This is a genomic window from Mycobacterium sp. 852002-51163_SCH5372311 (genome assembly GCF_001667115.1).
GTDB lineage: Bacteria > Actinomycetota > Actinomycetes > Mycobacteriales > Mycobacteriaceae > Mycobacterium.
This window is the reverse complement of record NZ_LZIJ01000021.1, coordinates 20477-42787: the sequence shown is the minus strand read 5'-3', so window position 1 is coordinate 42787 and position 22311 is coordinate 20477. Positions and strand designations below refer to the sequence as shown.

General features: G+C 65.2%; 23 protein-coding genes and 1 tRNA gene. 14 read left to right on the top strand and 10 right to left on the bottom strand.

Features of this window, described 5'->3' with window-relative positions:
• Positions 1 to 418 precede the first annotated feature (418 nt).
• Complete coding sequence (gene fadD8 / locus A5791_RS02835; protein WP_067230683.1) at positions 419 to 2020, bottom strand: fatty-acid--CoA ligase FadD8; 1602 nt, start codon at positions 2018 to 2020, stop codon at positions 419 to 421.
• Positions 2021 to 2085: 65 nt separating this feature from the next.
• Between fadD8 and A5791_RS02830 the strand changes: the two genes are divergently transcribed.
• The 7 genes from A5791_RS02830 to A5791_RS02800 all read left to right on the top strand — a co-directional run bounded on the left by A5791_RS02830 (position 2086) and on the right by A5791_RS02800 (position 10024).
• The gene (locus A5791_RS02830; RefSeq protein ID WP_067230681.1) at positions 2086 to 3690 is read left to right on the top strand and encodes an amidohydrolase; all 1605 of its coding nucleotides are present in this window, start codon (positions 2086 to 2088) and stop codon (positions 3688 to 3690) included.
• Complete coding sequence (locus A5791_RS02825; protein WP_156660967.1) at positions 3690 to 4667, top strand: o-succinylbenzoate synthase; 978 nt, start codon at positions 3690 to 3692, stop codon at positions 4665 to 4667. The genes A5791_RS02830 and A5791_RS02825 overlap by 1 nt, the downstream gene beginning before the upstream one ends.
• Positions 4664 to 5452, top strand: coding sequence for an alpha/beta fold hydrolase (locus A5791_RS02820; protein WP_067230675.1), 789 nt, complete (start codon positions 4664 to 4666; stop codon positions 5450 to 5452). Before A5791_RS02825 ends, A5791_RS02820 begins: the two co-directional genes overlap by 4 nt.
• 206 nt (positions 5453 to 5658) lie before the next feature.
• Positions 5659 to 7308 (top strand): 2-succinyl-5-enolpyruvyl-6-hydroxy-3-cyclohexene-1-carboxylic-acid synthase, encoded by a 1650-nt coding sequence (gene menD / locus A5791_RS02815; RefSeq protein WP_067230673.1) that lies wholly within the window; start codon positions 5659 to 5661, stop codon positions 7306 to 7308.
• 34 nt (positions 7309 to 7342) lie between these two features.
• The gene (locus A5791_RS02810) at positions 7343 to 7840 is read left to right on the top strand and encodes a DUF3592 domain-containing protein (RefSeq protein ID WP_067230697.1); all 498 of its coding nucleotides are present in this window, start codon (positions 7343 to 7345) and stop codon (positions 7838 to 7840) included.
• Between the two features lie 65 nt (positions 7841 to 7905).
• Positions 7906 to 9060, top strand: coding sequence for a glycosyltransferase family 1 protein (locus tag A5791_RS02805; protein WP_067230670.1), 1155 nt, complete (start codon positions 7906 to 7908; stop codon positions 9058 to 9060).
• 271 nt (positions 9061 to 9331) lie between these two features.
• Positions 9332 to 10024, top strand: a complete 693-nt coding sequence (locus tag A5791_RS02800; protein WP_067230667.1) for a demethylmenaquinone methyltransferase — start codon at positions 9332 to 9334, stop codon at positions 10022 to 10024.
• Positions 10025 to 10044: 20 nt separating this feature from the next.
• Here A5791_RS02800 and A5791_RS02795 read toward each other — a convergent pair whose 3' ends face one another.
• From A5791_RS02795 to menJ, 3 genes are all read right to left on the bottom strand, one after another.
• Positions 10045 to 10383: a DUF732 domain-containing protein gene (locus tag A5791_RS02795; RefSeq protein ID WP_067230665.1), complete on the bottom strand. Its 339-nt coding sequence runs from the start codon at positions 10381 to 10383 to the stop codon at positions 10045 to 10047.
• A 24-nt stretch (positions 10384 to 10407) separates the two neighbouring features.
• On the bottom strand, positions 10408 to 11094 hold the full coding sequence (locus A5791_RS02790; RefSeq protein WP_067230662.1) for a class I SAM-dependent methyltransferase: 687 nt from the start codon (positions 11092 to 11094) through the stop codon (positions 10408 to 10410).
• Between the two features lie 116 nt (positions 11095 to 11210).
• On the bottom strand, positions 11211 to 12437 hold the full coding sequence (gene menJ, locus A5791_RS02785; RefSeq protein ID WP_156660965.1) for a menaquinone reductase: 1227 nt from the start codon (positions 12435 to 12437) through the stop codon (positions 11211 to 11213).
• 15 nt (positions 12438 to 12452) lie between these two features.
• Here menJ and grcC1 point away from each other — a divergent pair, with 15 nt between their 5' ends.
• From grcC1 to A5791_RS02765, 4 genes are all read left to right on the top strand, one after another.
• Complete coding sequence (gene grcC1, locus A5791_RS02780; RefSeq protein WP_067230655.1) at positions 12453 to 13460, top strand: nonaprenyl/(2E,6E)-farnesyl/geranylgeranyl diphosphat synthase; 1008 nt, start codon at positions 12453 to 12455, stop codon at positions 13458 to 13460.
• 85 nt (positions 13461 to 13545) lie between these two features.
• Positions 13546 to 14403 carry a zinc metalloprotease HtpX gene (htpX, locus tag A5791_RS02775; RefSeq protein WP_067230652.1) on the top strand — a complete coding sequence of 286 codons (858 nt, stop codon included), beginning with the start codon at positions 13546 to 13548 and terminating at the stop codon, positions 14401 to 14403.
• A gap of 100 nt (positions 14404 to 14503) precedes the next feature.
• Positions 14504 to 14764 carry a helix-turn-helix transcriptional regulator gene (locus A5791_RS02770; protein ID WP_067230649.1) on the top strand — a complete coding sequence of 87 codons (261 nt, stop codon included), beginning with the start codon at positions 14504 to 14506 and terminating at the stop codon, positions 14762 to 14764.
• A gap of 266 nt (positions 14765 to 15030) precedes the next feature.
• Positions 15031 to 15381 (top strand): type II toxin-antitoxin system HicB family antitoxin, encoded by a 351-nt coding sequence (locus A5791_RS02765; protein ID WP_067230647.1) that lies wholly within the window; start codon positions 15031 to 15033, stop codon positions 15379 to 15381.
• Positions 15382 to 15385: 4 nt separating this feature from the next.
• On the opposite strand, the gene A5791_RS02760 is transcribed toward A5791_RS02765, so the two are convergent.
• The 3 genes from A5791_RS02760 to A5791_RS02750 are packed head-to-tail and all read right to left on the bottom strand — an operon-like array spanning position 15386 to position 18411.
• Positions 15386 to 16411, bottom strand: a complete 1026-nt coding sequence (locus A5791_RS02760; protein ID WP_067230644.1) for an NAD(P)H-dependent glycerol-3-phosphate dehydrogenase — start codon at positions 16409 to 16411, stop codon at positions 15386 to 15388.
• Positions 16401 to 17891, bottom strand: coding sequence for an NAD(P)/FAD-dependent oxidoreductase (locus tag A5791_RS02755; protein WP_067230641.1), 1491 nt, complete (start codon positions 17889 to 17891; stop codon positions 16401 to 16403). The genes A5791_RS02760 and A5791_RS02755 overlap by 11 nt, the downstream gene beginning before the upstream one ends.
• 28 nt (positions 17892 to 17919) lie before the next feature.
• Positions 17920 to 18411: a YajQ family cyclic di-GMP-binding protein gene (locus A5791_RS02750; protein WP_067230638.1), complete on the bottom strand. Its 492-nt coding sequence runs from the start codon at positions 18409 to 18411 to the stop codon at positions 17920 to 17922.
• A gap of 82 nt (positions 18412 to 18493) precedes the next feature.
• On the opposite strand from A5791_RS02750, the gene A5791_RS02745 reads away from it, so the two are divergent.
• Positions 18494 to 18577, top strand: a tRNA-Tyr gene (locus A5791_RS02745).
• Between the two features lie 342 nt (positions 18578 to 18919).
• Positions 18920 to 19108 carry a helix-turn-helix domain-containing protein gene (locus A5791_RS27610; protein WP_082966704.1) on the top strand — a complete coding sequence of 63 codons (189 nt, stop codon included), beginning with the start codon at positions 18920 to 18922 and terminating at the stop codon, positions 19106 to 19108.
• Between the two features lie 16 nt (positions 19109 to 19124).
• Here the strand turns inward: A5791_RS27610 and A5791_RS02740 are convergent, their stop codons facing one another.
• Entirely contained in the window at positions 19125 to 20150 is a 1026-nt protein-coding gene (locus tag A5791_RS02740; RefSeq protein WP_067230634.1) for a hypothetical protein, read from the bottom strand.
• 298 nt (positions 20151 to 20448) lie between these two features.
• Here A5791_RS02740 and A5791_RS02735 point away from each other — a divergent pair, with 298 nt between their 5' ends.
• On the top strand, positions 20449 to 20895 hold the full coding sequence (locus A5791_RS02735) for a hypothetical protein (protein ID WP_156660964.1): 447 nt from the start codon (positions 20449 to 20451) through the stop codon (positions 20893 to 20895).
• A 265-nt stretch (positions 20896 to 21160) separates the two neighbouring features.
• On the opposite strand, the gene A5791_RS02730 is transcribed toward A5791_RS02735, so the two are convergent.
• Positions 21161 to 21796: a zeta toxin family protein gene (locus A5791_RS02730; RefSeq protein WP_067230695.1), complete on the bottom strand. Its 636-nt coding sequence runs from the start codon at positions 21794 to 21796 to the stop codon at positions 21161 to 21163.
• A gap of 31 nt (positions 21797 to 21827) precedes the next feature.
• A complete protein-coding gene (locus A5791_RS02725) occupies positions 21828 to 22184 on the bottom strand; it encodes a type II toxin-antitoxin system Phd/YefM family antitoxin (RefSeq protein WP_067230628.1) in 357 nt (118 codons plus the stop codon).
• Positions 22185 to 22311 lie beyond the last annotated feature (127 nt).

The window sequence follows — 22311 nt, the reverse complement described above, 5'->3', positions numbered from 1 at the left end:
CCGGCCGGCAAGCCCAAAGAAAGTCAACCCACAGGAGTGACAGGTGTGAAACGAGCCAATACCGGTCACCGCCTCAGAGATTATGGCTGCAGACCACAATCCCCTGGGAGAATTCAACAAGTTGGTGTGAAGCCAGGGCTTTGGCGGTGAAGCCAGGGCTTTGGGTGTGAAGCCAGGGCGGAAATTCGCGACGATCCCCGCCGCATGTTCACCCGGAAAGCCGTCACTTCACGCTCAACGCCGTCAGTTCACGCTCAACGCCGTCAATTCACACTCAAATTCGCGACAGCCCTTGGCACGCAACGGTTGTCGCTTCGAAACAGGCAAACGGGAAACTGCGACAACTCGTAACGCGTGGGACTTACGATGAACGCTCGGCCAGCACGTTCGCCGGCACGCGGGCGGACTACTCGCAAACTCAGCCGACGGCGCGCTCGGCGCCTTCCCAGAACTGTGCTCGCACGGCCTTCTTGTCCGGCTTGCCCAGCCCGGTCAGCGGCAGCGACTCGACGATCACCACCCGCTTGGGCGCCTGCACCGAGCCCTTGCGGTCCTTGACCGCGGCCTGGATCTCGGCGGTCATCGCCTCGACCGCGGCGTCGTCGCGGGCCGCGTCGGGACGCAGTACCACCACCGCGGTGACGGCCTCGCCCCACTTGTCGTCCGGCGCGCCGACCACGCACACCTGCGCCACCGCGGGATGCTCGGCCACCACGTCTTCGACCTCGCGCGGGAACACGTTGAAGCCGCCGGTGACAATCATGTCCTTGACCCGGTCGACGATGTAGTAGAAGCCGTCCTCGTCCTCGCGGGCCATATCGCCGGTGTGCAGCCAGCCGTCTCTGAAAGTCCGCGAAGTCTCGTCAGGCAGATTCCAGTAACCGCCGGCCAATAACGGTCCGCTGACGCAGATTTCACCTGGTTCTCCCTGAGGTACCGGTTTGCCGTCCTCGTCCAGCAGGGCGACGCGCGCGAACAGCGTCGGCCGGCCGCACGAGGTCAGCCGCTTCTCGTCGTGGTCGCCCTTGGCCAGGTAGGTGATGGCCATCGGCGCTTCGGATTGCCCGTAGTTCTGGGCGAAGATCTTGCCGAACCGGCTGATCGCCTCGGCCAGCCGCACCGGGTTGATCGCCGACGCACCGTAATACACCGTCTCCAGTGACGACAGGTCCCGGGTGCGCGAATCTGGGTGGTCCATCAGCGCATACAACATCGAGGGCACCACGAATGTAGCCGTAATGCGCTTCTCCTCAATGGTTTTCAACACTTCGGCCGGATCGAACTTGGGCAGCACGTACATTTCGCCGCCCTTGATCAGCGTCGGCACGAAATAAGCCGCTCCGGCGTGCGACAACGGAGTGATCATCAAGAACCTAGGCTGCTCCGGCCATTCCCATTCGGAGAGCTGAATCATCGTCATCGTGGAGATCGATTGCGCGGTGCCCATCACGCCCTTGGGCTTTCCGGTGGTACCGCCGGTGTAGGTCAGGCCGATCACCTGATCCGGTGGCAGGTCGGCGGCCACCAGCGGCTGCGGCTCATACCTGGCGGCTTCGGCGGACAGGTCCACCGCCACCCCACGCAGCGCCTCGGGCACCGGCCCGATCGTCAGGATCTGCTTGAGCGAGTCCACCTTCTCCAGCAGGCCCAGCGCGCGCTCGACGAACATCGGGTTGGGGTCGATGATCAGCGAGCTGATGCCGGCGTCGTTGAGCACATAGGCGTGATCGTCCAGCGAGCCCAGTGGGTGCAACGCGGTGCGCCGATAACCCCGGGCTTGTCCGGCGCCGATGATCATCAGCACTTCGGGACGGTTGAGCGACAGCAGCCCGACCGCCACGCCGGTCCCGGCCCCCAGCGCCTCGAACGCCTGGATGTACTGGCTGATCCGGTCGGCCAGCCGACCACCGGTCAGGGTGGTGTCGCCGAGGAACAGCACCGGCTTGTTCTTGTGTCGCTTGAGCGCGCCCACCAGCAGGTGGCCGTTGTGGGTCGGGTTGCGCAACAGCTCGTCGGTCATGTCGCAAGACTAGAACGTGTTGCAGTTCGGCCGCATCGTGCCCTCGATCAGTACGATCCCTGGACATGACCGTGGCAGATCTCGTGATCACCGGAACCGTCTTGACCGTCGACCAGACCCGCCCCACCGCCGAAGCGCTCGCCATCTCCGACGGCCGCATCGTCGCCGTGGGCGGCCGGTCTGAAATCGACCGGCTCATTGGCGACGGTACCGAGACCATCGATATCGGTGACGGCTGCGTGATGCCGGGATTCGTTGAGGCACACGGACATCCGCTGATGGAGGCCATTGCGCTGTCCGACCGGCTCGTCGACATCCGGCCGGTCACCCTGCGCAGCGCCGACGACGTCGTCAGGGCGGTACATCGCGAGGTTGCGCGCCGCGGATCCGATGGCGCATACCTCAACGGCTGGGATCCGCTGCTGCAGAGCGGGCTTCCGCAGCCAACGCTGGCCTGGCTTGACGAGGTCGCACCGGACGGGCCGCTGGTAATCATGCACAACTCCGGTCATAAGGCATTTTTCAACACACACGCCGCCCGGCGCGCCGGCTTGACCCGTGACACCCCGGACCCCAAGGGAGCCAAGTTCGGGCGTGACGCGCACGGCGAGCTGGACGGCACCGCCGAGGAGACCGGTGCCGTGTTCCCGCTGTTGGCGGGCGCGATACAGCCGGGCGACTACCCGGGGATGCTGCGCGCCGAGTGCGCCCGGCTCAACCGGGCCGGGCTGACCACCTGCTCGGAGATGGCATTCGACCCGAACTTCAAGCCCCTGGTGGAGCAGGTGCGCAGTGATTTGACCGTCCGGCTGCGCACCTACGAAATCTCCAACCCGCAGATGCGCACCGACGCCGCACCGGGCCAAGGTGACGACATGCTGCGACAGGTGGGGATCAAGATCTGGGTGGACGGCTCACCGTGGATCGGCAACATCGCGCTGTCGTTTCCCTACCTGGACACCGAAGCCACCCGCATCAGCGGCATACAGCCCGGCTCGTGCGGATGCGCCAACTACACCGCCGAACAACTGCACGAAATTGTCGGCGCCTACTTCCCGCTGGGCTGGCCGATGGCATGTCACGTACAGGGCGACGCCGGCGTCGACACCATCCTCGACGTCTACGAAGAGGCGCTGCGCCGGCATCCCCGCGACGATCACCGGCTGAGGCTCGAACATGTCGGCGCGATCCGGGCGGACCAGATCCAGCGTGCCGTCGAACTCGGTGTCACGTGCAGCATTTTCGTCGACCAGATCCACTACTGGGGTGACATCATCGTCGACGGATTGTTCGGACCCGAACACGGATCTCGTTGGATGCCAGCGGGTTCCGCGGTCGCGGCGGGCATGCGCATCTCGCTGCACAACGACCCGCCGGTCACCCCCGAGGAGCCGCTGCGCAACATCAGCGTGGCCGCAACACGCGCCGCGCCCAGCGGGCGGGTGCTGGCGCCCGAGGAACGGCTGACCGTCGAGCAGGCCATCCGCGCGCAGACCATCGACGCCGCGTGGCAGCTGTTCGCCGACGACATCATCGGCTCGCTCGAGGTCGGCAAGTACGCGGACCTGGTGGTGCTCTCGGCCGATCCGCGCGCGGTGCCCCCGGAGCACATCGCCGACCTCGACGTGCGGGCGACGTTCTTGGCGGGGCGCCAGGTTTACCGTCGGTGATGCCCGACCTGCTGGACCTGCTGGACCGCCTGCACGTGGTGGCATTGCCGATGCGCATGCAATTTCGCGGCATCACCACCCGCGAGATCGCGCTGATCGACGGTCCGGCCGGCTGGGGCGAGTTCGGGGCATTCGTCGAATACGGACCGGCCGAGGCCGCGCACTGGCTCGCGGCGGGCATCGAGGCCGCTTATCAGCGCCTGCCGCCGCCCCTACGCGACCAGATCCCGATCAACGCCACCGTGCCCGCCGTCGCCGCCGCCCAGGTGAGCGAGGTGCTGGCCCGGTTTCCCGGCGCCCGCACCGCCAAGGTGAAAGTCGCCGAGCCGGGACAACGGCTGGCCGACGACGTCGAGCGGGTCAACGCCGTTCGGGAATCGATCGCCACCGTGCGCGTGGACGCCAACGGCGGCTGGAGCGTCGAGGAGGCAGTCGAGGCCGCCGCCGCCCTGACCGCCGACGGGCCGCTGGAGTACATCGAGCAACCCTGCGCCACCGTGCCGGAGCTGGCCGAGCTGCGCAGGCGGCCAGACATGCCAGACGTGCCGATCGCGGCCGACGAAAGCATCCGCAAGGCCGACGACCCGCTGGCCGTGGTCCGCGCCGGCGCCGCCGACATCGCGGTGCTGAAAGTCGCTCCGCTGGGCGGTGTTTCGGCTCTGCTCGACATCGCCGCGCAGATTGACATCCCGGTAGTGGTGTCCAGCGCGCTCGATTCGGCGGTCGGCATCGCCGGCGGGCTGGCCGCCGCAGCGGCCCTGCCCGACCTGCGCCATGCCTGCGGGTTGGGCACCGGCGGGTTGTTCTTGGATGACGTGGCAGACGTCGCAATCCCGGTCGACGGCAACCTGCCGGTGCGGCCGGTGGTACCCGACCCCGAGCGCCTGCACGCGCTGGCCGCACCCGAGGAGCGACGGCAGTGGTGGATCGACCGGGTCAAGGCCTGCTATCCGTTGCTTGTACCGTCGTTCGGGTGATCAACCTGGCTTATGACGACAAGGGGACCGGCGAGCCGGTTGTCTTTATCGCCGGCCACGGCGGCCTTGGACGCACCTGGCAACCACATCAGGTCCCGGCATTCCTGGCGGCGGGATACCGCTGCATCACCTTCGACAACCGCGGCGTCGGCGCCACCGAGAACGCCGAAGGTTTCACCACGCAAACCATGGTCGCCGACACCGCGGCGCTGATCGAATCCCTGGGCATCGCGCCCGCGCGCATCGTTGCCGTCTCGATGGGCTCGTACATCGCCCAGGAGCTCATGGTGGAGCGGCCAGAGTTGGTGAGTTCGGCCGTGTTGATGGCCACCCGGGGCCGCCTGGACCGCACCCGCCAGTTCTTCCATGAGGCCGAGGCCGAGCTCTATGACTCCGGCACCCTGCTACCCCCCACGGCCGACGCGAAATATCGCTTGCTGGAAAACTTTTCGCCCAAGACGCTCAATGACGACAATGTCGTCGCCGATTGGATCGGCATGTTCACCATGTGGCCGATCAAACCCACACCGGGATCGCGGTGCCAACTCGAGGTCGCTCCGACGACGAATCGGTTGCCCGCCTACGGCAACGTCAGCGCGCCGGTGCTGGTCATCGGTTTCGCCGACGACGTGGTGACGCCGGCGCATCTCGGCCGCGAGGTCGCCGACGCCATGCCCAGTGGCCGCTACCTGCATATTCCTGATACCGGTCACCTCGGGTTCTTCGAACGGCCGGACACCGTCAACGCCGCGGCACTCCGGTTCTTCGCGAGCACGACGGCCTGACGGCCGGTCTCTGCGGCCGGCACCGAGCCTGCGTCCAGGGCTAGTCACGGCATCGTCCGCAGGCCCTCACCGCAGACTCGGCGCCACTACCGCAGACTCGGCGCCACTACCGCTCGTCATCAGCTGAAAACAGTCGGTCGCTGAGGCTGGTGTGACGGATGTGGCGAGGTTGCCGGCCTAGGCGGCGATTGTGACACCCTGTACTGGTGAACCCATCGACGACACAGGCCCGCGTCGTCGTCGACGAGCTGATCCGCGGCGGCGTCCGAGACGTGGTGCTGTGCCCGGGCTCACGGAACGCCCCGCTGGCATTCGCGCTGCAGGACGCCGACAGGTCCGGCCGGATCCGGTTGCACGTCCGCATCGACGAACGCACCGCGGGCTATCTGGCCATCGGGCTGGCGATCGCCGCCGGCGCGCCGGTCTGTGTCGCGATGACGTCGGGCACCGCCGTGGCCAATCTGGGCCCGGCGGTGGTGGAGGCCAACTACGCGCGGGTGCCGCTGATCGTGCTGTCGGCCAACCGGCCCTACGAGTTGCTCGGTACCGGGGCCAACCAGACCATGGAGCAGCTGGGCTACTTCGGCACGCAGGTTCGCGCCACCATCAGCCTGGGTCTGGCGGAGGATGCCCCCGAGCGGCTGGATGCCCTCAACGCGACCTGGCGGTCGGCCACCTGCCGAGTTCTGGTGGCGGCCACCGGCGCTCGGAGCGCCAACGCCGGCCCCGTGCACTTCGACATCCCGCTGCGCGAACCGCTGGTGCCCGATCGCGAACCGCACGGCGCGGTGATCCCGCCGGGCCGGCCGGGCGGCAAGCCGTGGACACATACGCCCCCGGTCAGCTTCGACCAGCCGCTGGACATCGACCTGTCGGCCGACACCGTCGTCATCGCCGGACACGGCGCAGGCGTGCACCCCAACCTCGCCGAATTGCCCACCGTCGCCGAGCCGACGGCGCCCTCGCCGCAAGGTGGCGGGAACCCCCTGCACCCGCTGGCGCTGACACTGCTGCGCCCCAGACAGGTGATCATGCTGGGCCGCCCGACGCTGCACCGGCCCGTATCGGCGCTGCTCGCCGACCCCAAAGTGCCCGTGTACGCGCTGACCACCGGGCCGCGCTGGCCGGACGTCTCGGGCAACTCGCAGGCCACCGGCACACGGGCGGTCGTTACCGGGATGCCGCACCCGGCATGGCTGCGCCGGTGCGCCGAGATGAATCAGCACGCCATATCGGCGGTTCGGGGCCAACTCGCCGCCCACCCGCTGACCACCGGCCTGCACGTGGCGGCCGCGGTCGCCGACGCGCTTCGGCCCGGTGATCAGCTGGTGCTCGGGGCGTCCAACCCGGTACGCGATGCGGCGCTGGTCGGCCTCAAGACTGACGGCATCCTGGTGCGGTCCAACCGCGGCGTGGCAGGCATCGACGGCACGGTGTCCACCGCGATCGGGGCGGCTTTGGCCCATGAACGCACCGGCAACCCCGCGCGCACCATCGCCCTGATCGGTGACCTGACCTTCGTCCACGACAGCTCCGGGCTGCTGATCGGCCCCACCGAACCGACACCGGCCCACCTGACGATCGTGGTGTCCAACGACAACGGCGGCGGCATCTTCGAGCTGCTGGAGCAGGGCGATCCCAGGTTCTCCGACGTGTCGTCACGGGTCTTCGGCACCCCACACGACGTCGACGTCGGCGCGTTGTGCCGTGCCTACCACGTGGACAGCCGGCAGATCGAGGTCGACGAGCTGGCAACGGCCCTGGACGAACCTGCCGCGGGCATGCGGGTGCTGGAAGTCAAGGCTGACCGGTCCTCGCTGCGCGGGCTGCACGCAGCCATCAAGGCGGCGCTATGAGGGCCGCGTGAAGTCGCCGAAACGGCTGCTGCACATGCTGATTCACGGCTGCGCTGACGAGCAGCCGAAGACCAGGGTGCGGATCGCGCTCCGCTGGGCACGGATCGCGGTCCTGATCGTCACCGGTCTGGTCACGCTCCAATCGGTGTTGCTGGTAGCCGGCGCCTGGCGCAACGACCTGGCGATCAAACACAACATGGGTGTGGCGCAAGCGGAGGTGCTCAGCGCCGGGCCGCGGCGCTCCACCATCGAGTTCGTCACGCCTGAGCGCGTGACCTATCGGCCCGAGCTCGGGGTGCTGTATCCATCCGAGCTGGCCGCCGGTATGCGGATTTACGTCGAGTACAACAAGAACGATCCGAACCTGGTCCGGGTGCAACACCGCAACGCCGGACTGGCGATCATCCCGGCCGGGTCCATCGCCGTGGTGGGCTGGCTGGCCGCGACGGCTGCGCTGGTCATGCTGGCCCTGATAGACCGGCGGCTGGACCGTCGCGACAAGGCAACGAGCCCGCCCAGCAAATCGAGCTGAGAGAGTTCGCGCGCCGTATGCCCGTCCGCAATCTTGGCGACAGTTGACGCTGCGACTGTGGTGGCGTGCGCGTTGCAATCGTCGCCGAGTCGTTTCTCCCGAATGTGAACGGCGTCAGCAACTCGGTGCTGCGGATACTCGAGCATCTGCGTCGAACGGGGCATGAAGCGCTCGTCCTCGCGCCTGACAATCCGCCCGGTGAACCCCGAGCGGCGCGAATTCACGACGGTGTCCGAGTCCATCGGGTACCGGCCCGGATGTTCCCGAAGGTGACCTCACTGCCGCTCGGTGTGCCCACGCCGCGAATCGTCGGTGTGCTGCGCGGATTCAATCCCGACGTGGTGCATCTGGCGTCTCCGGCGCTGCTCGGTTATGGCGGGCTGCGCGCGGCTCGCCGGCTGGGGGTGCCGACGGTGGCGGTGTACCAAACCGACGTACCTGGGTTCGTCGCCAGCTACGGCCTGCCGCTGAGTTCCCAGACGGCCCGCGTCGCGTGGGCGTGGTTCCGCCACCTGCACGGCCTCGCCGACCGCACCTTGGCGCCGTCCAGCGCGACGATGGAATCGCTTCTTGCCCACGGTGTTCCGCGTGTGCACCGATGGGCGCGCGGGGTCGACGTGCTGCGGTTCGCCCCGTCTGCGCGGGACGAGGCGCTGCGGCGACGGTGGTCGCCGGAGGGTAAGCCGATTGTCGGCTTCGTGGGCCGGCTCGCACCGGAGAAACACGTCGAGCGGCTGGCCGTGCTGGCGGCGCGCGACGCGGTGCAACTCGTCATCGTCGGCGACGGCATCGATCGGGAAAAGCTGCAATCCGCAATGCCCACAGCACTTTTCACGGGTGCGTTGTATGGAGCGGAGCTCGCTGCGGCGTATGCCAGCATGGACGTCTTTGTGCATACCGGTGAGCACGAGACGTTTTGCCAAGTCGTGCAGGAAGCGCTGGCGTCGGGGCTGCCGGTGATCGCCCCCGACGCCGGCGGCCCACGCGACCTCGTCACCCCGCGCCGCACCGGACTGTTGTTGCCGGTCAACGAATTTCAGGCACGCCTGCCCGCCGCGGTGCACCATCTGATGTCCCAACGGCACGGCTACTCAGCTGCCGCGCGGCGAAGCGTGCTCGGTCGCAGCTGGCCGGTCATTTGCGACGAGCTGCTCGGCCACTACGCGGCGGTGATGTCGCCGGCCGCGCGGATACGGCTTTCCTGGCGGCGATCCGCGTAACCGGCGGACCGCACGCGCAGCTCGGTTCGGGTGTGAATCTAAGGTTTTCGTTGTGAGCCTATGGCTTTGGGTGTGCACCCAGGGCGGGAACCGGGCATAGATTTCCGCCCAGTTTGCACTCGCAAAGCCCAGGATTCACATTCAAAGCCCGCGATTCACGCGGAATGCCTGAGACGACGAAGGTTGCCGCCCTCGCCTTCCCGGACGCTGTCCTGGTAGTCGCAACACCACCCCTGCGCCGTGCCCTACGGGCCAAGGTAGCGTCTGCATCGTGAGTCGCGCGGACCTGGACAAAGATCCTCGCGACGTCGCGTCGATGTTCGACGGCGTGGCCCGTCGATACGACCTCACCAACACCGTCCTCTCGCTGGGTCAGGACCGGTATTGGCGCAGAGCCACCCGGGACGCGCTGCGGATCGGGCCCGCCGACAAGGTACTCGATCTCGCGGCGGGCACCGCGGTATCCACGGTGGAGCTGGGAAAATCCGGAGCCTGGTGTGTAGCGGCGGATTTCTCCGTCGGAATGCTTGCGGCGGGCGCGGCGCGAAATGTGCCGAAGGTTGCCGGCGATGCCACCAAGCTGCCGTTCGGTGACGGTGTGTTCGACGCCGTGACCATCAGCTTCGGGCTTCGCAATGTCGTCGATCACGAAACCGCGCTGCGCGAGATGGCCCGGGTCACCCGCCCGGGTGGCCGGCTGGTGGTGTGCGAGTTCTCCACCCCGACCAGCCGCGCGTTCGCGACCGTCTACAAGGAGTACCTGATGCAGGCGCTGCCGCGGGTGGCCCGTGCGGTGTCAAGCAACCCCGAGGCGTACGTCTACCTCGCGGAATCGATCCGAGCCTGGCCCAACCAGGCGACGCTGGCCCGCCAGATTTCGCGGGCCGGGTGGTCGGCGGTGCGCTGGCGCAACCTGAGCGGTGGCATCGTGGCCCTGCACGCCGCCTATAAGCCCGACCGCTAAGCGGTCAAACTCCGCGTCCCCTACTGATGCCCGACCTGCTGCAGGCGGTCTACGTGCTCGGGGCAGTAGTGGTCGATCGCCGCACCGAGGAACTGGAATGCCTGGCCCTGGGTGGTGTGCAGTGGCAGGTTGCGCTGGATGAACGTCGCCGACTTGTACGCATCGGTGTCCACCCCCCGGTCCATCCGGTCGCAGCTGATCTTGGCCAGCCAGGCGTTGTAGTCCTGCGGGCCGTAGATGCCGTACTGGTGGAGCTGGGCGTTGAACGGGGCGTCGTAGTCGTCAGCCTGTGCCGGTGCGGCCAATGCGATCGCAGCGGCCGCCGTGGCACCGATGGTAGCCAGCCTCATGCCCTTCATTAGCGGGACTATACACCGCGGATATCAGCCCAGGTGGGCTGTTAACAGCCAACCGCCGACGGAACTGAAGCCGTTGGGCTCCTCGCGGATGTCGAACATCGGTGGTAGGCCGCCGGACTCGGAAGAAAATTTCGAGTACAGTCGCGCCGGCCTGATTCCGTCGACGACCCAGTACTTGGAGACCACGTCCCGCAGCTCTGCTTCGGTGACCGCGTTGATCGGGCCTTCGGGTACGGCCGCCTTGTCGAAGACGAGCACGATGTACGACGCGCCCGGCGCCGCGGCCCGGACGATCGACTGCTGGTAGCCGTCGCGGAGTTCCACCGGCATGGAGTGGAACAGCGTGCTGTCCACGATGGTGCTGAACCGCCCTGCCGATCCCGGCGGGTATGCGCTGAAATCGCTGATATCTGCGACCGCGAAGCTCGCATTGGTCAAGCCGCGTCGCTGCGCTTCATCGCGAGCCAGCTCGATGGCGGTGGGCGACATGTCCAGCCCCACCGTGTTGTGTCCTCGTTCGGCCAAAGCCAGCGAAATTGCGCCTTCGCCGCAGCCGGCGTCAAGGACGTCGCCGTGGAACTTGCCCTGCTCGATCAGGGCGGCCAGTTCGGGCTGCGGTTCACCCAGACTCCACGGCGGCCGCACGCCCTCCCCGAGCCGTGCCGATTCGCCGCGATATGCCGTTTCGAATTCAAAATCAAGCTCAGTCATAGGTTCCGGTATATCAACCAGCCTGATATATGTCAACTACCTTGATACCGTCGAGCAGACGCAAAAGCACCCCAAAGTTACCGATTTTGGGTGCTTTTGCGCCTGCTCGCCAACTCTTAGCTGAAGGGCGGGCGGCGGTCGATCAGCCGGGACGCACGTCCGCCGCCCCGCCACATCCGGGCCACCCAGTCCGCGTCGTCGTCGGTGACCAGGTTGGCCATCACCCGCACGGCAATGGTCATCAGCCTGGTCGAGCGCATCGCCACGGGCCCGGTCGCCGGCAGGAACCGCTGGAAGGTCAACAACAGCGCCAGCCGGCGCGCCACTGAGAACCCGCGGGCGTAGTGGTGTTGCAGCAGCGACGGCCATACCCGCGACAGATCGCGCGAGTCCAGCAGCTCGGCAGCGAACCGCCCGGTCTCCAGGCCGTAGTCGATGCCCTCGCCGTTCAGTGGGTTGACGCAGGCCGCCGCATCGCCGATCAGCATCCAGTTCGGTCCGGCCACTCCCGACACCGCGCCGCCCATCGGCAGCAGCGCCGACGACACCGCCCGCGGCGGTCCGTCGAAGCCCCACTCGTCGCGCCGCAGGTCGGTGTAATACGAGATCAACGGCCGCAGCGCCAGGTCGGCTTGTCGCTTGGTGGTCGACAGCGCTCCGACGCCGATGTTCGCCTCGCCGTTGCCCAGCGGGAAAATCCAGCCGTAGCCGGGCAGCACCGCACCGTCGGGGGAGCGCAGTTCCAGATGCGAGGTCAGCCAGGGCTCGTCGCCGCGGGGCGTGGTCAGGTAGCCGCGGGCGGCGACGCCGTAGACCGTCTCCTGATGCCACCGCCGGCCCAGCTTGCGGCCCAGCGAAGACCGGGCGCCGTCGGCGACGATCAACGCCCGACAGCCCACCTCGGTGCCGTCAGCCAGGGTCAGCGATACCACGCGCCGCGACGAGTCATGATGCACTGCAACGGCTTTGGTCCCCAGGAGCATGCGCGCCCCGGAATCCTCGGCGACTTTGCGGATCCGGTCGTCCAGTTCCAGGCGGGCCACCGCACTGCTGTACGACGGGAACGACGGCCCGGGCCACCGAACTTCCACCTCGCCGCCGAATCCGCTCATCCGCAGGCCGTGATGCCGGATGCGGCCGTTCAGCCAGTCGCCCAGGCCCAGCCGTTCCAGCTCGGCGATCGCGCGCGGTGTCAGCCCGTCGCCGCAGGGCTTGTCGCGGGGAAAGCCGGCCGAGTCGACGACGAGCACATCGCTGCCCGCCCGGGCGGCCCAGGCGGCCGCCGCCGACCCGGCGGGTCCGGCGCCCACGACCACCACTTCAGCGCTGGTCTTCATGCTCACCAGTATGTTGGTCGGGTGGGGACTCCGGCGACGGTGGTGGCGGGCGTTGACTTCGGCGACGCCGAATTCGCCGCTACCGTGCGCGGCGGTGTGGCGCGGATCGAAGAGCTCATGGACACCGAGCTGCGCAGCGCCGACGAGGTGATGATCGATTCCCTGCTGCACCTGTTCAAGGCCGGCGGCAAACGGTTCCGGCCGCTGTTCACCGTGCTGTCCGCGCATACCGGGCCCAATCCGGAGGCGTGGGAGGTGACGCTCGCCGGCGCGGTCATCGAGATGATTCACCTGGCCACGCTGTACCACGACGACGTGATGGACGAGGCCGAGGTCCGCCGCGGCACGCCGACCGCCAACGTGCGCTGGGGCAACAATGTCGCGATCTTGGCCGGGGATTACCTGCTGGCGACGGCGTCGCGGCTGGTATCCCGGCTGGGACCGGAAGCGGTGCGGATCGTCGCCGACACCTTCGCTCAGCTGGTGACCGGCCAGATGCGCGAGACCCGCGGGGTGGCCGACGGAGTGGATTCGGTCGAGCACTACCTGAAGGTGGTGTACGAGAAGACGGCGTGCCTGATCGCCGCGGCCGGCAAATTCGGCGGCATGTTCTCGGGTGCGGACGGCGAACAGGTGGAACGGCTGAGCCGGCTCGGCGGCTACGTGGGCACCGCGTTCCAGATCTCCGACGACATCATCGACATCGACAGCGACTCCGAGGAGTCCGGGAAGCTGCCCGGCACCGACGTGCGTGAAGGCGTGCATACGCTGCCGATGCTGTACGCGCTGGCCGACACCGGGCCCGACGGCGTGCGGCTGCGCTCGCTGCTGTCCGGGCCCGTCGACGATGACGCGGAGGTGCTCGAGGCGCTGACGCTATTGCGGGCGTCCCCGGGCATGGCGAAGGCCAAGGAAGTGCTCGCTGACTACGCGGCGAAGGCGCGCCACGAACTGGCCCAGCTACCTGACGTGCCCGGCCGGCACGCGCTGGAAGCGCTGGTCGACTACACGGTCAGCCGGCACGGCTGAGGGTGTCCTGGAACCCGGCGGGTCATCTCGGGCGTTGATTAGCTGAAATGCAAAATATCCCAGGTGTTCGCAGGAGGACACACTGATGACCTGGCATCCCCATGCCAACAGGCTGAAGACCTTCGTCCTGTTGGTCGGTATGTCCGCGATGATCGTCTTCTTCGGCCGGCTGTTCGGCCCGACGGCGATGTGGCTGGCGGTGCTGTTCACCGTCGGAATGAACGTCTATGTGTACTTCAACAGCGACAAGCTGGCGCTGCGGGCTATGCACGCGCAGCCGGTTTCCGAGCTGCAGGCGCCGACGATGTATCGCATCGTCCGGGAGCTGGCCACCAGCGCGCACCAACCGATGCCGAGGCTCTACATCAGCGACACCAACGCGCCCAATGCGTTCGCCACGGGGCGCAACCCGCGCAATGCCGCGGTGTGCTGCACCACCGGCATTCTGCAGATCCTCGACGAGCGCGAGCTGCGCGCCGTGCTGGGCCACGAGCTGTCGCACGTCTACAACCGCGACATTCTGATTTCGTGTGTCGCAGGAGCGCTGGCGGGTGTCATCACCGCACTGGCCAACATGGCCATGTGGATCGGGTTGGGCGGCGACCGCGACAATGACAATCCCTTTGCGCTGCTGGTGGTTTCGTTGCTGGGCCCGATCGCGGCGACGGTGGTGCGGCTGGCGGTGTCACGATCGCGGGAGTATCAGGCCGACGAGTCGGGTGCCGTGCTGACCGGTGACCCGCTGGGCCTGGCGTCGGCGCTGCGCAAGATCTCGGGTGGCGTGCAGATGGCCCCACTGCCGCCCGAGCCGCAGCTGGCCAGCCAGGCACACTTGATGATCGCCAACCCGTTCCGCGCCGGCGAGCGGATCGGGTCGTTGTTCTCGACGCACCCACCGATCGAGGACCGCATCCGCCGTCTGGAGGCGATGGCGCGCGGGTAGCCCGGCGGCTCGGGCAAAAGGCCCCTTGCTCCCACTGCGTCGGGTCCTGTTGTGTCCGCCCCACGACGTTTACATTGGAATTAATATTCGGTGGCAACTTATGAGAGCTGTGATTCCAATGGCGGAAATTGAATCGATGGATATCCATGAAGCCGGATTGTCATTGGATCTGTCGGATTTGGTGTTCGAGACGCGTGTCGGCGCGAATATGACCCAGACCGAGCTCGCGACTGCGCTTGGCACGAGCCAGGACACGGTGGCCGCCTGGGAAAGCGGGGCCGAGGTGCCCCGTGTCGACGAATTGGCGAAACTGGCCCGGGTATGCGGCAAGCGGCTGCATATCTCAATCGACGTCGATTGACCGTTGCTGCGCCTGTTCGGCGGCCGGCGTCGTCGGAACTACGAGTGCCTGCTCGGTTTTGCTAGCGCCGGTGCTAGCGAATTCGTGAAGCGACTGGCCCGGCCCTCGTGTGACTAGTGGGGCCCATGGTGCACGTGCCCGGCGTCGTCGGAACATGCATGCCTGCTCGGTTTTGCTAGCGCCGGTGCTAGCGAATTCGTCAAACGACTGGGCCGGCCCGTCTTGTGACTAGCGGGTTCAATGGTGCACGTGGTACCACGTCCCGCGTGAATCGTTATACCTACCGCGTGGAATGGTCGCCCGAGCATGACGAGCACGTCGGCTTCTGTCTCGAGTTCCCTTCGCTGTCGCACTATGCGCCCAGCCTGCCCGAGGCCCTAGCGGGCATCGAGGAAGCGGTCGACGAATACGTCGACGACATGCAAACCAACGGCCAGACACCCCCCGCACCGCTGGCCGAACGCAACTACAGCGGAACACTTGTCGTCCGCACATCATCGGCGCTGCACGCGCGCCTCGTCCGCGAAGCCGTTGAGCAAGGTGTGTCGTTGAATCAGTGGATGGTGCAGAAGCTAGCCGAACGTCGAATAGACTTCGGACCGTTCGGTTTCGACTAGCGACTCAGAACCCTGAGCCGTGCACCTCGTGGCCCGGGGTTTCGGCGATCAGGCCCCGATAAGCTTGCTCAACCGTCGAGCCATGGTTGACCACGGCGTCCACTTCGCGCGCAATCGGCATGTTCAGCCCGAACCCGTCGGCGAATTCCATGACCACGCTGGCTGCTTTGACCCCTTCGGCGACCTGATTCATCGAGGCGATGATCTCGTCGATCGGCTTGCCCGCACCGAGTTGCTCGCCGACGTGGCGGTTGCGGCTGCGCTGACTGGTGCAGGTGACGATGAGATCGCCCAGACCGGCAAGCCCGGGGAAGGTCTCGGCATTTCCACCCGTCGCCACGCCCAGCTTTGTCATCTCGCGCAACGAGCGGGCGATTATCAGTGCACGCGTGTTTTCACCGATGCCCATCGCGTAACCCATCCCGACAGCGATCGCGAACACGTTCTTCAGCGCGCCGGCCATCTCGACCCCGACGACGTCGTCGGTGGTGTACACCCGGAATCGCCGGGTGCGGAACAAGCCCGAGAGCCGGGTTGCCAGGTGCTGGTCGGGCATCGCCAGCACCGCCGCGGCGGCATAACCCTCGGCTACTTCGCGGGCGATGTTTGGTCCGGCCAGGATGCCTGCCGGATGACCGGGCAGCACCTCCTCGACGATCTGCGACATCCGCATGTTGGTGCCCTGCTCGAGGCCCTTCACCAGTGAAACCACCGGCACCCAGGGCCGCAATTCCTTGCTGAGCTCGGTGAGCACGCCCCGGAAGCCGTGCGACGGCACGCCCATCACGACGACGTCGGCGGAGTGTGCGGCCTCCGCGAAGTCCGTGGTGGCGCGCAGGGTCTCGCTCAGCTCCACGTCGTTCCCGAGATACCGGGAGTTGCGGTGGTTTTCGTTGATGTCCTTGGCGGTCGCCTCGGAACGCACCCACTGCAGTGTGGGCGCGCGGCGTGCGCAGATTGACGCCACCGTGGTTCCCCAGGAACCACCACCAAGAACGACGACTTTGGGTTCGCGCTTCTCAGCTGCCATGAAGATCAGCGTATTGCCGAACGCGGCCGAACACCATCGCCTCCTCGATGCGGTCGAACTTGTAGTCCAGGGCGTCAGCGAAATAGTTCTGCCGAACATTCCACGGGCGCTTGGTGCCGGACTTGGGCAGCGCGTGCAGCGCACGCTTCACGTAGTTCGCCTGGATGTCCCAGGATGGCTTTTCGGCCATCGACTGATCGCCGAGGTGCGGATAGGCGTGCGTGTAGCCGTGAGAAGCCATATGCGCCAGCAGCTTTGCCGTCGCACGCGCGGTGATGTCGGCGCGCAACGTCCAGGATGCATTCGTATAGCCCACACACCAGAACAGGTTGGGCACGTCCTCGAGCATGTGGGCTTTGTAGACGAAGCGGTCCCGCGTATTGATCTCTACGCCGTCGAGGCTGATCGTGGCGCCGCCCAGCGCCTGTAGTTGCAGGCCCGTGGCGGTGACGATGATGTCGGCATCGAGATGCTCACCGGATTGCAGCGCGATACCGGTGGCGTCGAAGTGGTCGATGTGATCGGTGACCACCTCGGCGCGGCCCGCACTGATCGTGGTGTACAGGTCCGCGTCGGGGATCAGGCACATCCGCTGGTCCCATGGGTTATACCGCGGTTTGAAGTGCCTGTCGACGTCGTACCCGTCGGGCAGGTTGGTGATCGCAGTGCGGCGCAGCAGCCACTTCACGAAACCCGGAGTCTTTCGGGACAAGAACCAGATAAGCGCTTCCTGCAACGCCGCCCACATGCGGATGACCAAGTGGGAGGCCTTGGGGGGCAACACTTTACGCGCGACGGCGGCAACCCGGCTGTATTTGGACGCCGAGATCATGTAGGTCGGCGAGCGCTGCAGCATGGTCACCTTTTCGGCGCGCTCCGACAGCGACGGGAGCAGCGTGACCGCGGTGGCCCCACTGCCGATCACCACGATCTTCTTGCCGGTGTAGTCCAAGTCCTCCGGCCAGTGCTGCGGATGTATGACGGTGCCGCCGAACTTCTCGATGCCGGGGAAGTCCGGCGTGTAGCCCTCGTCGTAGTTGTAGTAGCCGCTGCCGAAGAACAGGAACCGGCTGCGGTACTGCTTAGCCACCCCGCCCTGTTCGAAAGTCACCGTCCAGGTGTCAGTGGCGGAATCCCAGTCCGCTGAGCGGACGTAGCTGTCGAACTGGATGTGGCGGTCGATGCCGTACTTGTGCGCGGTGGCGGTCAGGTATTCGCGGATGTGGTCGCCGTCAGCGACGCCTTCCTTGCGCGGCCAGGGCTCATAGGGGAAGGACAGGGTGAAGATGCTGCTGTCGGAGCGCACGCCTGGATAGCGGAACAGATCCCAGGTGCCGCCGATCTGCTCGCGCCGCTCCAGGATGGTGTAGCTCAGTTGCGGGTTGCGCTCGGTGATTCGATAGGCCGCGCCGATGCCCGAGATGCCGGCGCCGACGATGATGACGTCGAAGTATTCGGCTTCCTGGGGAGTCAGGGTCATAGCAAACCTCGCTTGAAATCTCGGACCGTCACCGGTAGTTGACGAACTGCAGCGCCACATCCAGGTCGGCCTTCTTCAGCATCGCGATGACGGCCTGCAGGTCGTCGCGTTTCTTGCTGGTGACGCGGACCTCGTCGCCCTGGATCTGGGTCTTGACGGTCTTGGGTCCCTCGTCGCGGATGAGCTTGGTGATCTTTTTGGCGTTCTCGCTGCTGATGCCCTGCTTGAGCGCGCCGGTGACCTTATACGTCTTGCCGGAGGCCTGCGGCTCGCCGGCATCGAAGGCCTTCAGGGAGATGTCCCGCCGGATCAGCTTCTCCTTGAAGACGTCGACGGCAGCCTTGACGCGCTCCTCGGTGGACGACGTCAGCTCGATGGCCTCGTCGCCCTTCCACGCGATCTTGGTGTCGGTGCCGCGGAAATCGAAACGGGTGGCCAGCTCCTTGGCCGCCTGGTTGAGCGCGTTGTCGACTTCCTGCCGATCGACCTTGCTGACGATGTCGAACGATGAGTCCGCCATTCGATGCTTCCCTCCTCCATGGCCCTATTTCGGGTGACGCCCGTTTGTGCTCTGTCTACCCGTTCGTTGTAACCTGCTAGGCGGCAGGTTGCCCGAGCGGCCAATGGGAGCGGACTGTAAATCCGTCGCGAAAGCTTCACAGGTTCGAATCCTGTACCTGCCACCAGTAAAACCGCAGGTCAGGGCCGGTTTCCACGCCGACCGGCTCACGGCGTGCGATGAAAATGCGATCCCGCACAGCAAAACTACCCTCGCATCCGGTTGCTGGCACCCTCACCGGCTCCCCGCGACCCTGTATCTGTTCGGCTCCGCACACTCCGCACGCCTGACACCGCAGCCACGTTAGCTACGCTTCGCACATTTCGCCCTGAATTCTGCTAATATCGACAGCAGCAATTAGACACTAGAGGCGGCCTAGTCATAAACGCGCTCCCTGTCGAAACTGGCTTCTAGCACGTGCTACGCCTGACGTAAAAAGGTAGCGTTCTATGTCCATTTCCAACTCTAAATCGAAGCTTGTCGATCTGCCTGGATTGATTTCAACTGCCGAAGCTGGAAGCGTCTCGGAATTCATCCCAACACGATTCGCGCTCACATCGCAGAGGGACACTTAACAGGGTATCGAGTTGGGCGATTAGTCAAGGTCGATCCAGAAGACTTCGAAACCTTCGTCAAAACGGTTGATAACCGCTCATGATCTGTTAGCCAGACGATTAATTGCTGTATTCCGGTGTCCACGCTTCCAGTATGTCGACAACAAAACGGAGCAACTCTATATACGTCTTATTCAGAGCGTCTTCGCTCAGCCTTGGCACGTTTCGTAAGTTCCCGTGAGCGAGATCACTTCGGGTTCCGTACACTTCGTCGAAATACTTTCGTGGCGATTTTCCTCCGTACTCGCCGGTTAGCCGATCAGTCAGTTTCAGGCCAAGCTGACGAACCGACTCGTACCTGTCAGAATCAAGTAGCTTTAAGACCGCGCTTCTGGTTGCGTTATCAATTTCGGTTGCAGACATGTCGTTGACATGCGAGACAAGCTTTTCCAGTACCGTAACGACTTCGGCTACGCGCTCGCGGTACGGGATCAGCGCCTCAATCGCCGTCACTGCCAGAATCAACCGGGGTTCGTAATTTTCATTCGCGAGCGAACTATGTACCAGCTGATACGCAAGCTTTAATTCATCACGCCAGATCCCGCTATGCCGTTGCAATGCTTGCCCAACACTGTCGTACGTCGCTTGTTCGTTCAACGATACGTGAACCGATACTTCGCCCATTGAAAGGTGCACAAAAGGACGTACCGGTTCGGTCTTATAAATCGACAGACCATGACGATCCTCGTAAATGATGGCTCCCGGCTTTATGCCAATCATCTCAAGACCTGTTCCTGTGACCATGGTTTCAGGTAAAAGTACTTTAGATTCATCGACATCATCACCCAAATCGACGGATAGAAACATTCGGGCGAAAACTGAGGACAGCACTTGCCGCCACTTTCGGCCTGCACCGAGTGCGGCTTCGGGGCTATCGTAACCGCGTCCCGAAATAATTAGTTCGTCGACATCTTTCAGCTTTTTACTTGGATAGCCAGGACGGGCGATGATGATCTCATTCGAGCTTTCCGGACTCAAACGGAATTCGGTCGCGTCGACTTCTAATTTCTTGCCGTCTTTGATTCTGATTCGATTTCGAAAAGAGTAGACCACGCCCCCGATGCTGCCACGAAGCAGCCGCAGCATCGCGGAAGTCGGTCAACCCGGTCGGTTACGGATTACCGGTCGCGGACTACCTGCGCGCGGGTTATGTGGCGGTCTGCGCCACGTCGTGCCGTTGGCAGCACCGTAGGGCACCGCTGGCGGCTCATAGGTTGTCGTCACGGCTGGCCCTTCAGACGGTTGCGCTTGGCCCGTACCCGCGCGATGCGCGCCGCTGCAGTGTTGGCTTCAGCAAACGGGGCCAAAGTAGCCAATTCCGTTTAAACGCAGCCCGCTATGGGCACGCAGACGCAACCGCAGCAAACGAGAGAAAGGAACACGTGTGGAATACGCACGAATCGGTTCTGTGGCCGCAGCAGCAGCCATCATCGTGTCCGGGTGCGGTGGGGGAAGCCATTCGGGCTCAGGTACGTCGTCGGGGTCGGGTACGTCGTCGGCATCGTCGACGTCGGCGGCTCCGGCGTTCGACATGCGTCACATCGAGAGTGTCGCGGCCAGCCAGATTGAGAATGATCAGGGCGGCAAGCTGATCAACGCTACGGCGAGTTGCCCAGCCGCCAGCAGCATCGAGCCCAAGGCGGGCACGAAGTTCGATTGCAACATCAGCGCCCGGCCCGTTAACGCCAACGTGGATAGCGTCGGAGGAAGCGCCACCGTCGTCCTCAATGACCCGGAGGGTAAGACGTTCTCGCTGGACTACAAGTTAACGGTCCACAGCAGACGGAGCGGCGACACGACCCTCTCGGGGACCCACGCCTCAATCGGCTGACCAGACTGACCGTCACGAGATGATTTCTCTTTAACGCTTTTTGCGTTGCCGCGCAGTCGCTTTAGCGCGTCGACCGATCTTGGTGTTGCCCTTGGCCTTTGCCTGTTTGGCGAACTTGGCGCGATGTGCTTTTTGCTGTGCAATTGTCATCTGTAATCGTTTCCTTTCGGTCAGCGTCTGCGTCTGCGCGGTGGTCGTTTGCGAACGTCGGCGACTGACCCCCGCGCGGCGGGCCCCAATTGTTCGGCCGTGCACTGCTTACTCCCTATCGAGCAAGGCCCGGCTCCAACGCTGCCGCGACAATGGGCTTGGCCCAAGCCGGCGTCAACGTCAAATCGGATGGCCCGACGATGCGGCCACGCTGCATGTTCAGCACCAGGACCGGCTGCGGTGCCTGGCCGGTGGCGGGGTCGGCGGTCGCAGAATTGTCATACACCCGTAGCTCGCTCAGCACCGGCAGCAATGTCACGAGATTGATCAGGCTGTGGCGGTAGCGACGGCGGATGTCGGCTTCGGGAATGTCATGCCCGCCGGCGCGGACCCGTTGTCGCACCCGCTGGATGTGGGCGTCGGCGCTATCGAGCCCGACGTAGAAGACGTGAACCTCGATGCCACGCTTGGCGGCCTCGGCCAGCAGTTTCGGCATCGTGTTGCCGCCCAGCGTGGTCTCAAAGGTGAAGTCCAGGTCGTGAGAAATCGCCCGCTCCAGGAGCTTTCGGCCCTGTTCCCATGCCGCCGCGTTAGCCGCGGTTTGGTTCAGTCCGGGGCTGGCCACCATGATCACCCTTGCGGCCTCGTCAGGGTTGTAGTACTCACCGCCCATATCGCGAATCGCCGCGCCGACGATGCTACTCTTGCCGGCCCCGTTGACGCCGGCCACCACATGTATCTGCGCAGGCATCGTTGTTTTGCGGATCATGGACCGCGCTGGATCAGCGTGGTGGTGCGGTGCGCGCCGCCTTCACCGCGGCGGCGCCCAGTTCCTCTGGGGTAGCGTCGAATGCCGCGGCGACGCCGGCTTTGGCTTGCGGCGTCTGCATGGTGGCCAACAGCGTGTCGAAGCGCTCACTGAGGTCGTCCAGCGTAGGTGTGGCCGACGCGGTCAGAGCCTCGAATTCGGCATACGAGAGCAGCACCGCTCTGGGGGTGTCGTGCTTGGTGATCACCACCGCCCCGTTGAGTGCGGCCTGCTCAAAGACCGTGCCGAACTCGTTTTTGAGACGGCTTGCGGCCACCACGGGCACATCGACCAGCTTGCCGTCGCGGTTGCGGAACGAGACCGTGGACATGGCGGTTCCTTTGGTTGTCCTGCACTCCGGCTATTTTAGCCGTTTTGTCTATTTTATGCTAATTGGACATTTCACGTTCGCCCGGCGCGGGCGATCCAAGCTCTGCGTTCGGATACGCCCCAGTTGT

Bases quoted from the DNA above. Each gene is read 5' to 3' on its own strand.
- htpX (WP_067230652.1), top strand. From the start codon at position 13,546: ATGACCTGGCATCCCCATGCCAACAGGCTGAAGACCTTCGTCCTGTTG.
- A5791_RS02725 (WP_067230628.1), bottom strand. From the start codon at position 22,184: ATGTCCACGGTCTCGTTCCGCAACCGCGACGGCAAGCTGGTCGATGTG.
- A5791_RS02790 (WP_067230662.1), bottom strand. From the start codon at position 11,094: ATGACTGAGCTTGATTTTGAATTCGAAACGGCATATCGCGGCGAATCG.
- A5791_RS02810 (WP_067230697.1), top strand. From the start codon at position 7,343: ATGCTGATTCACGGCTGCGCTGACGAGCAGCCGAAGACCAGGGTGCGG.
- A5791_RS02825 (WP_156660967.1), top strand. From the start codon at position 3,690: ATGCCCGACCTGCTGGACCTGCTGGACCGCCTGCACGTGGTGGCATTG.
- fadD8 (WP_067230683.1), bottom strand. From the start codon at position 2,020: ATGACCGACGAGCTGTTGCGCAACCCGACCCACAACGGCCACCTGCTG.
- A5791_RS02830 (WP_067230681.1), top strand. From the start codon at position 2,086: ATGACCGTGGCAGATCTCGTGATCACCGGAACCGTCTTGACCGTCGAC.
- A5791_RS02740 (WP_067230634.1), bottom strand. From the start codon at position 20,150: ATGCTGCGGCTGCTTCGTGGCAGCATCGGGGGCGTGGTCTACTCTTTT.
- A5791_RS02795 (WP_067230665.1), bottom strand. From the start codon at position 10,383: ATGAAGGGCATGAGGCTGGCTACCATCGGTGCCACGGCGGCCGCTGCG.
- A5791_RS02760 (WP_067230644.1), bottom strand. From the start codon at position 16,411: ATGGCAGCTGAGAAGCGCGAACCCAAAGTCGTCGTTCTTGGTGGTGGT.
- A5791_RS02755 (WP_067230641.1), bottom strand. From the start codon at position 17,891: ATGACCCTGACTCCCCAGGAAGCCGAATACTTCGACGTCATCATCGTC.
- A5791_RS02730 (WP_067230695.1), bottom strand. From the start codon at position 21,796: ATGCCTGCGCAGATACATGTGGTGGCCGGCGTCAACGGGGCCGGCAAG.
- A5791_RS02750 (WP_067230638.1), bottom strand. From the start codon at position 18,411: ATGGCGGACTCATCGTTCGACATCGTCAGCAAGGTCGATCGGCAGGAA.
- A5791_RS02770 (WP_067230649.1), top strand. From the start codon at position 14,504: ATGAGAGCTGTGATTCCAATGGCGGAAATTGAATCGATGGATATCCAT.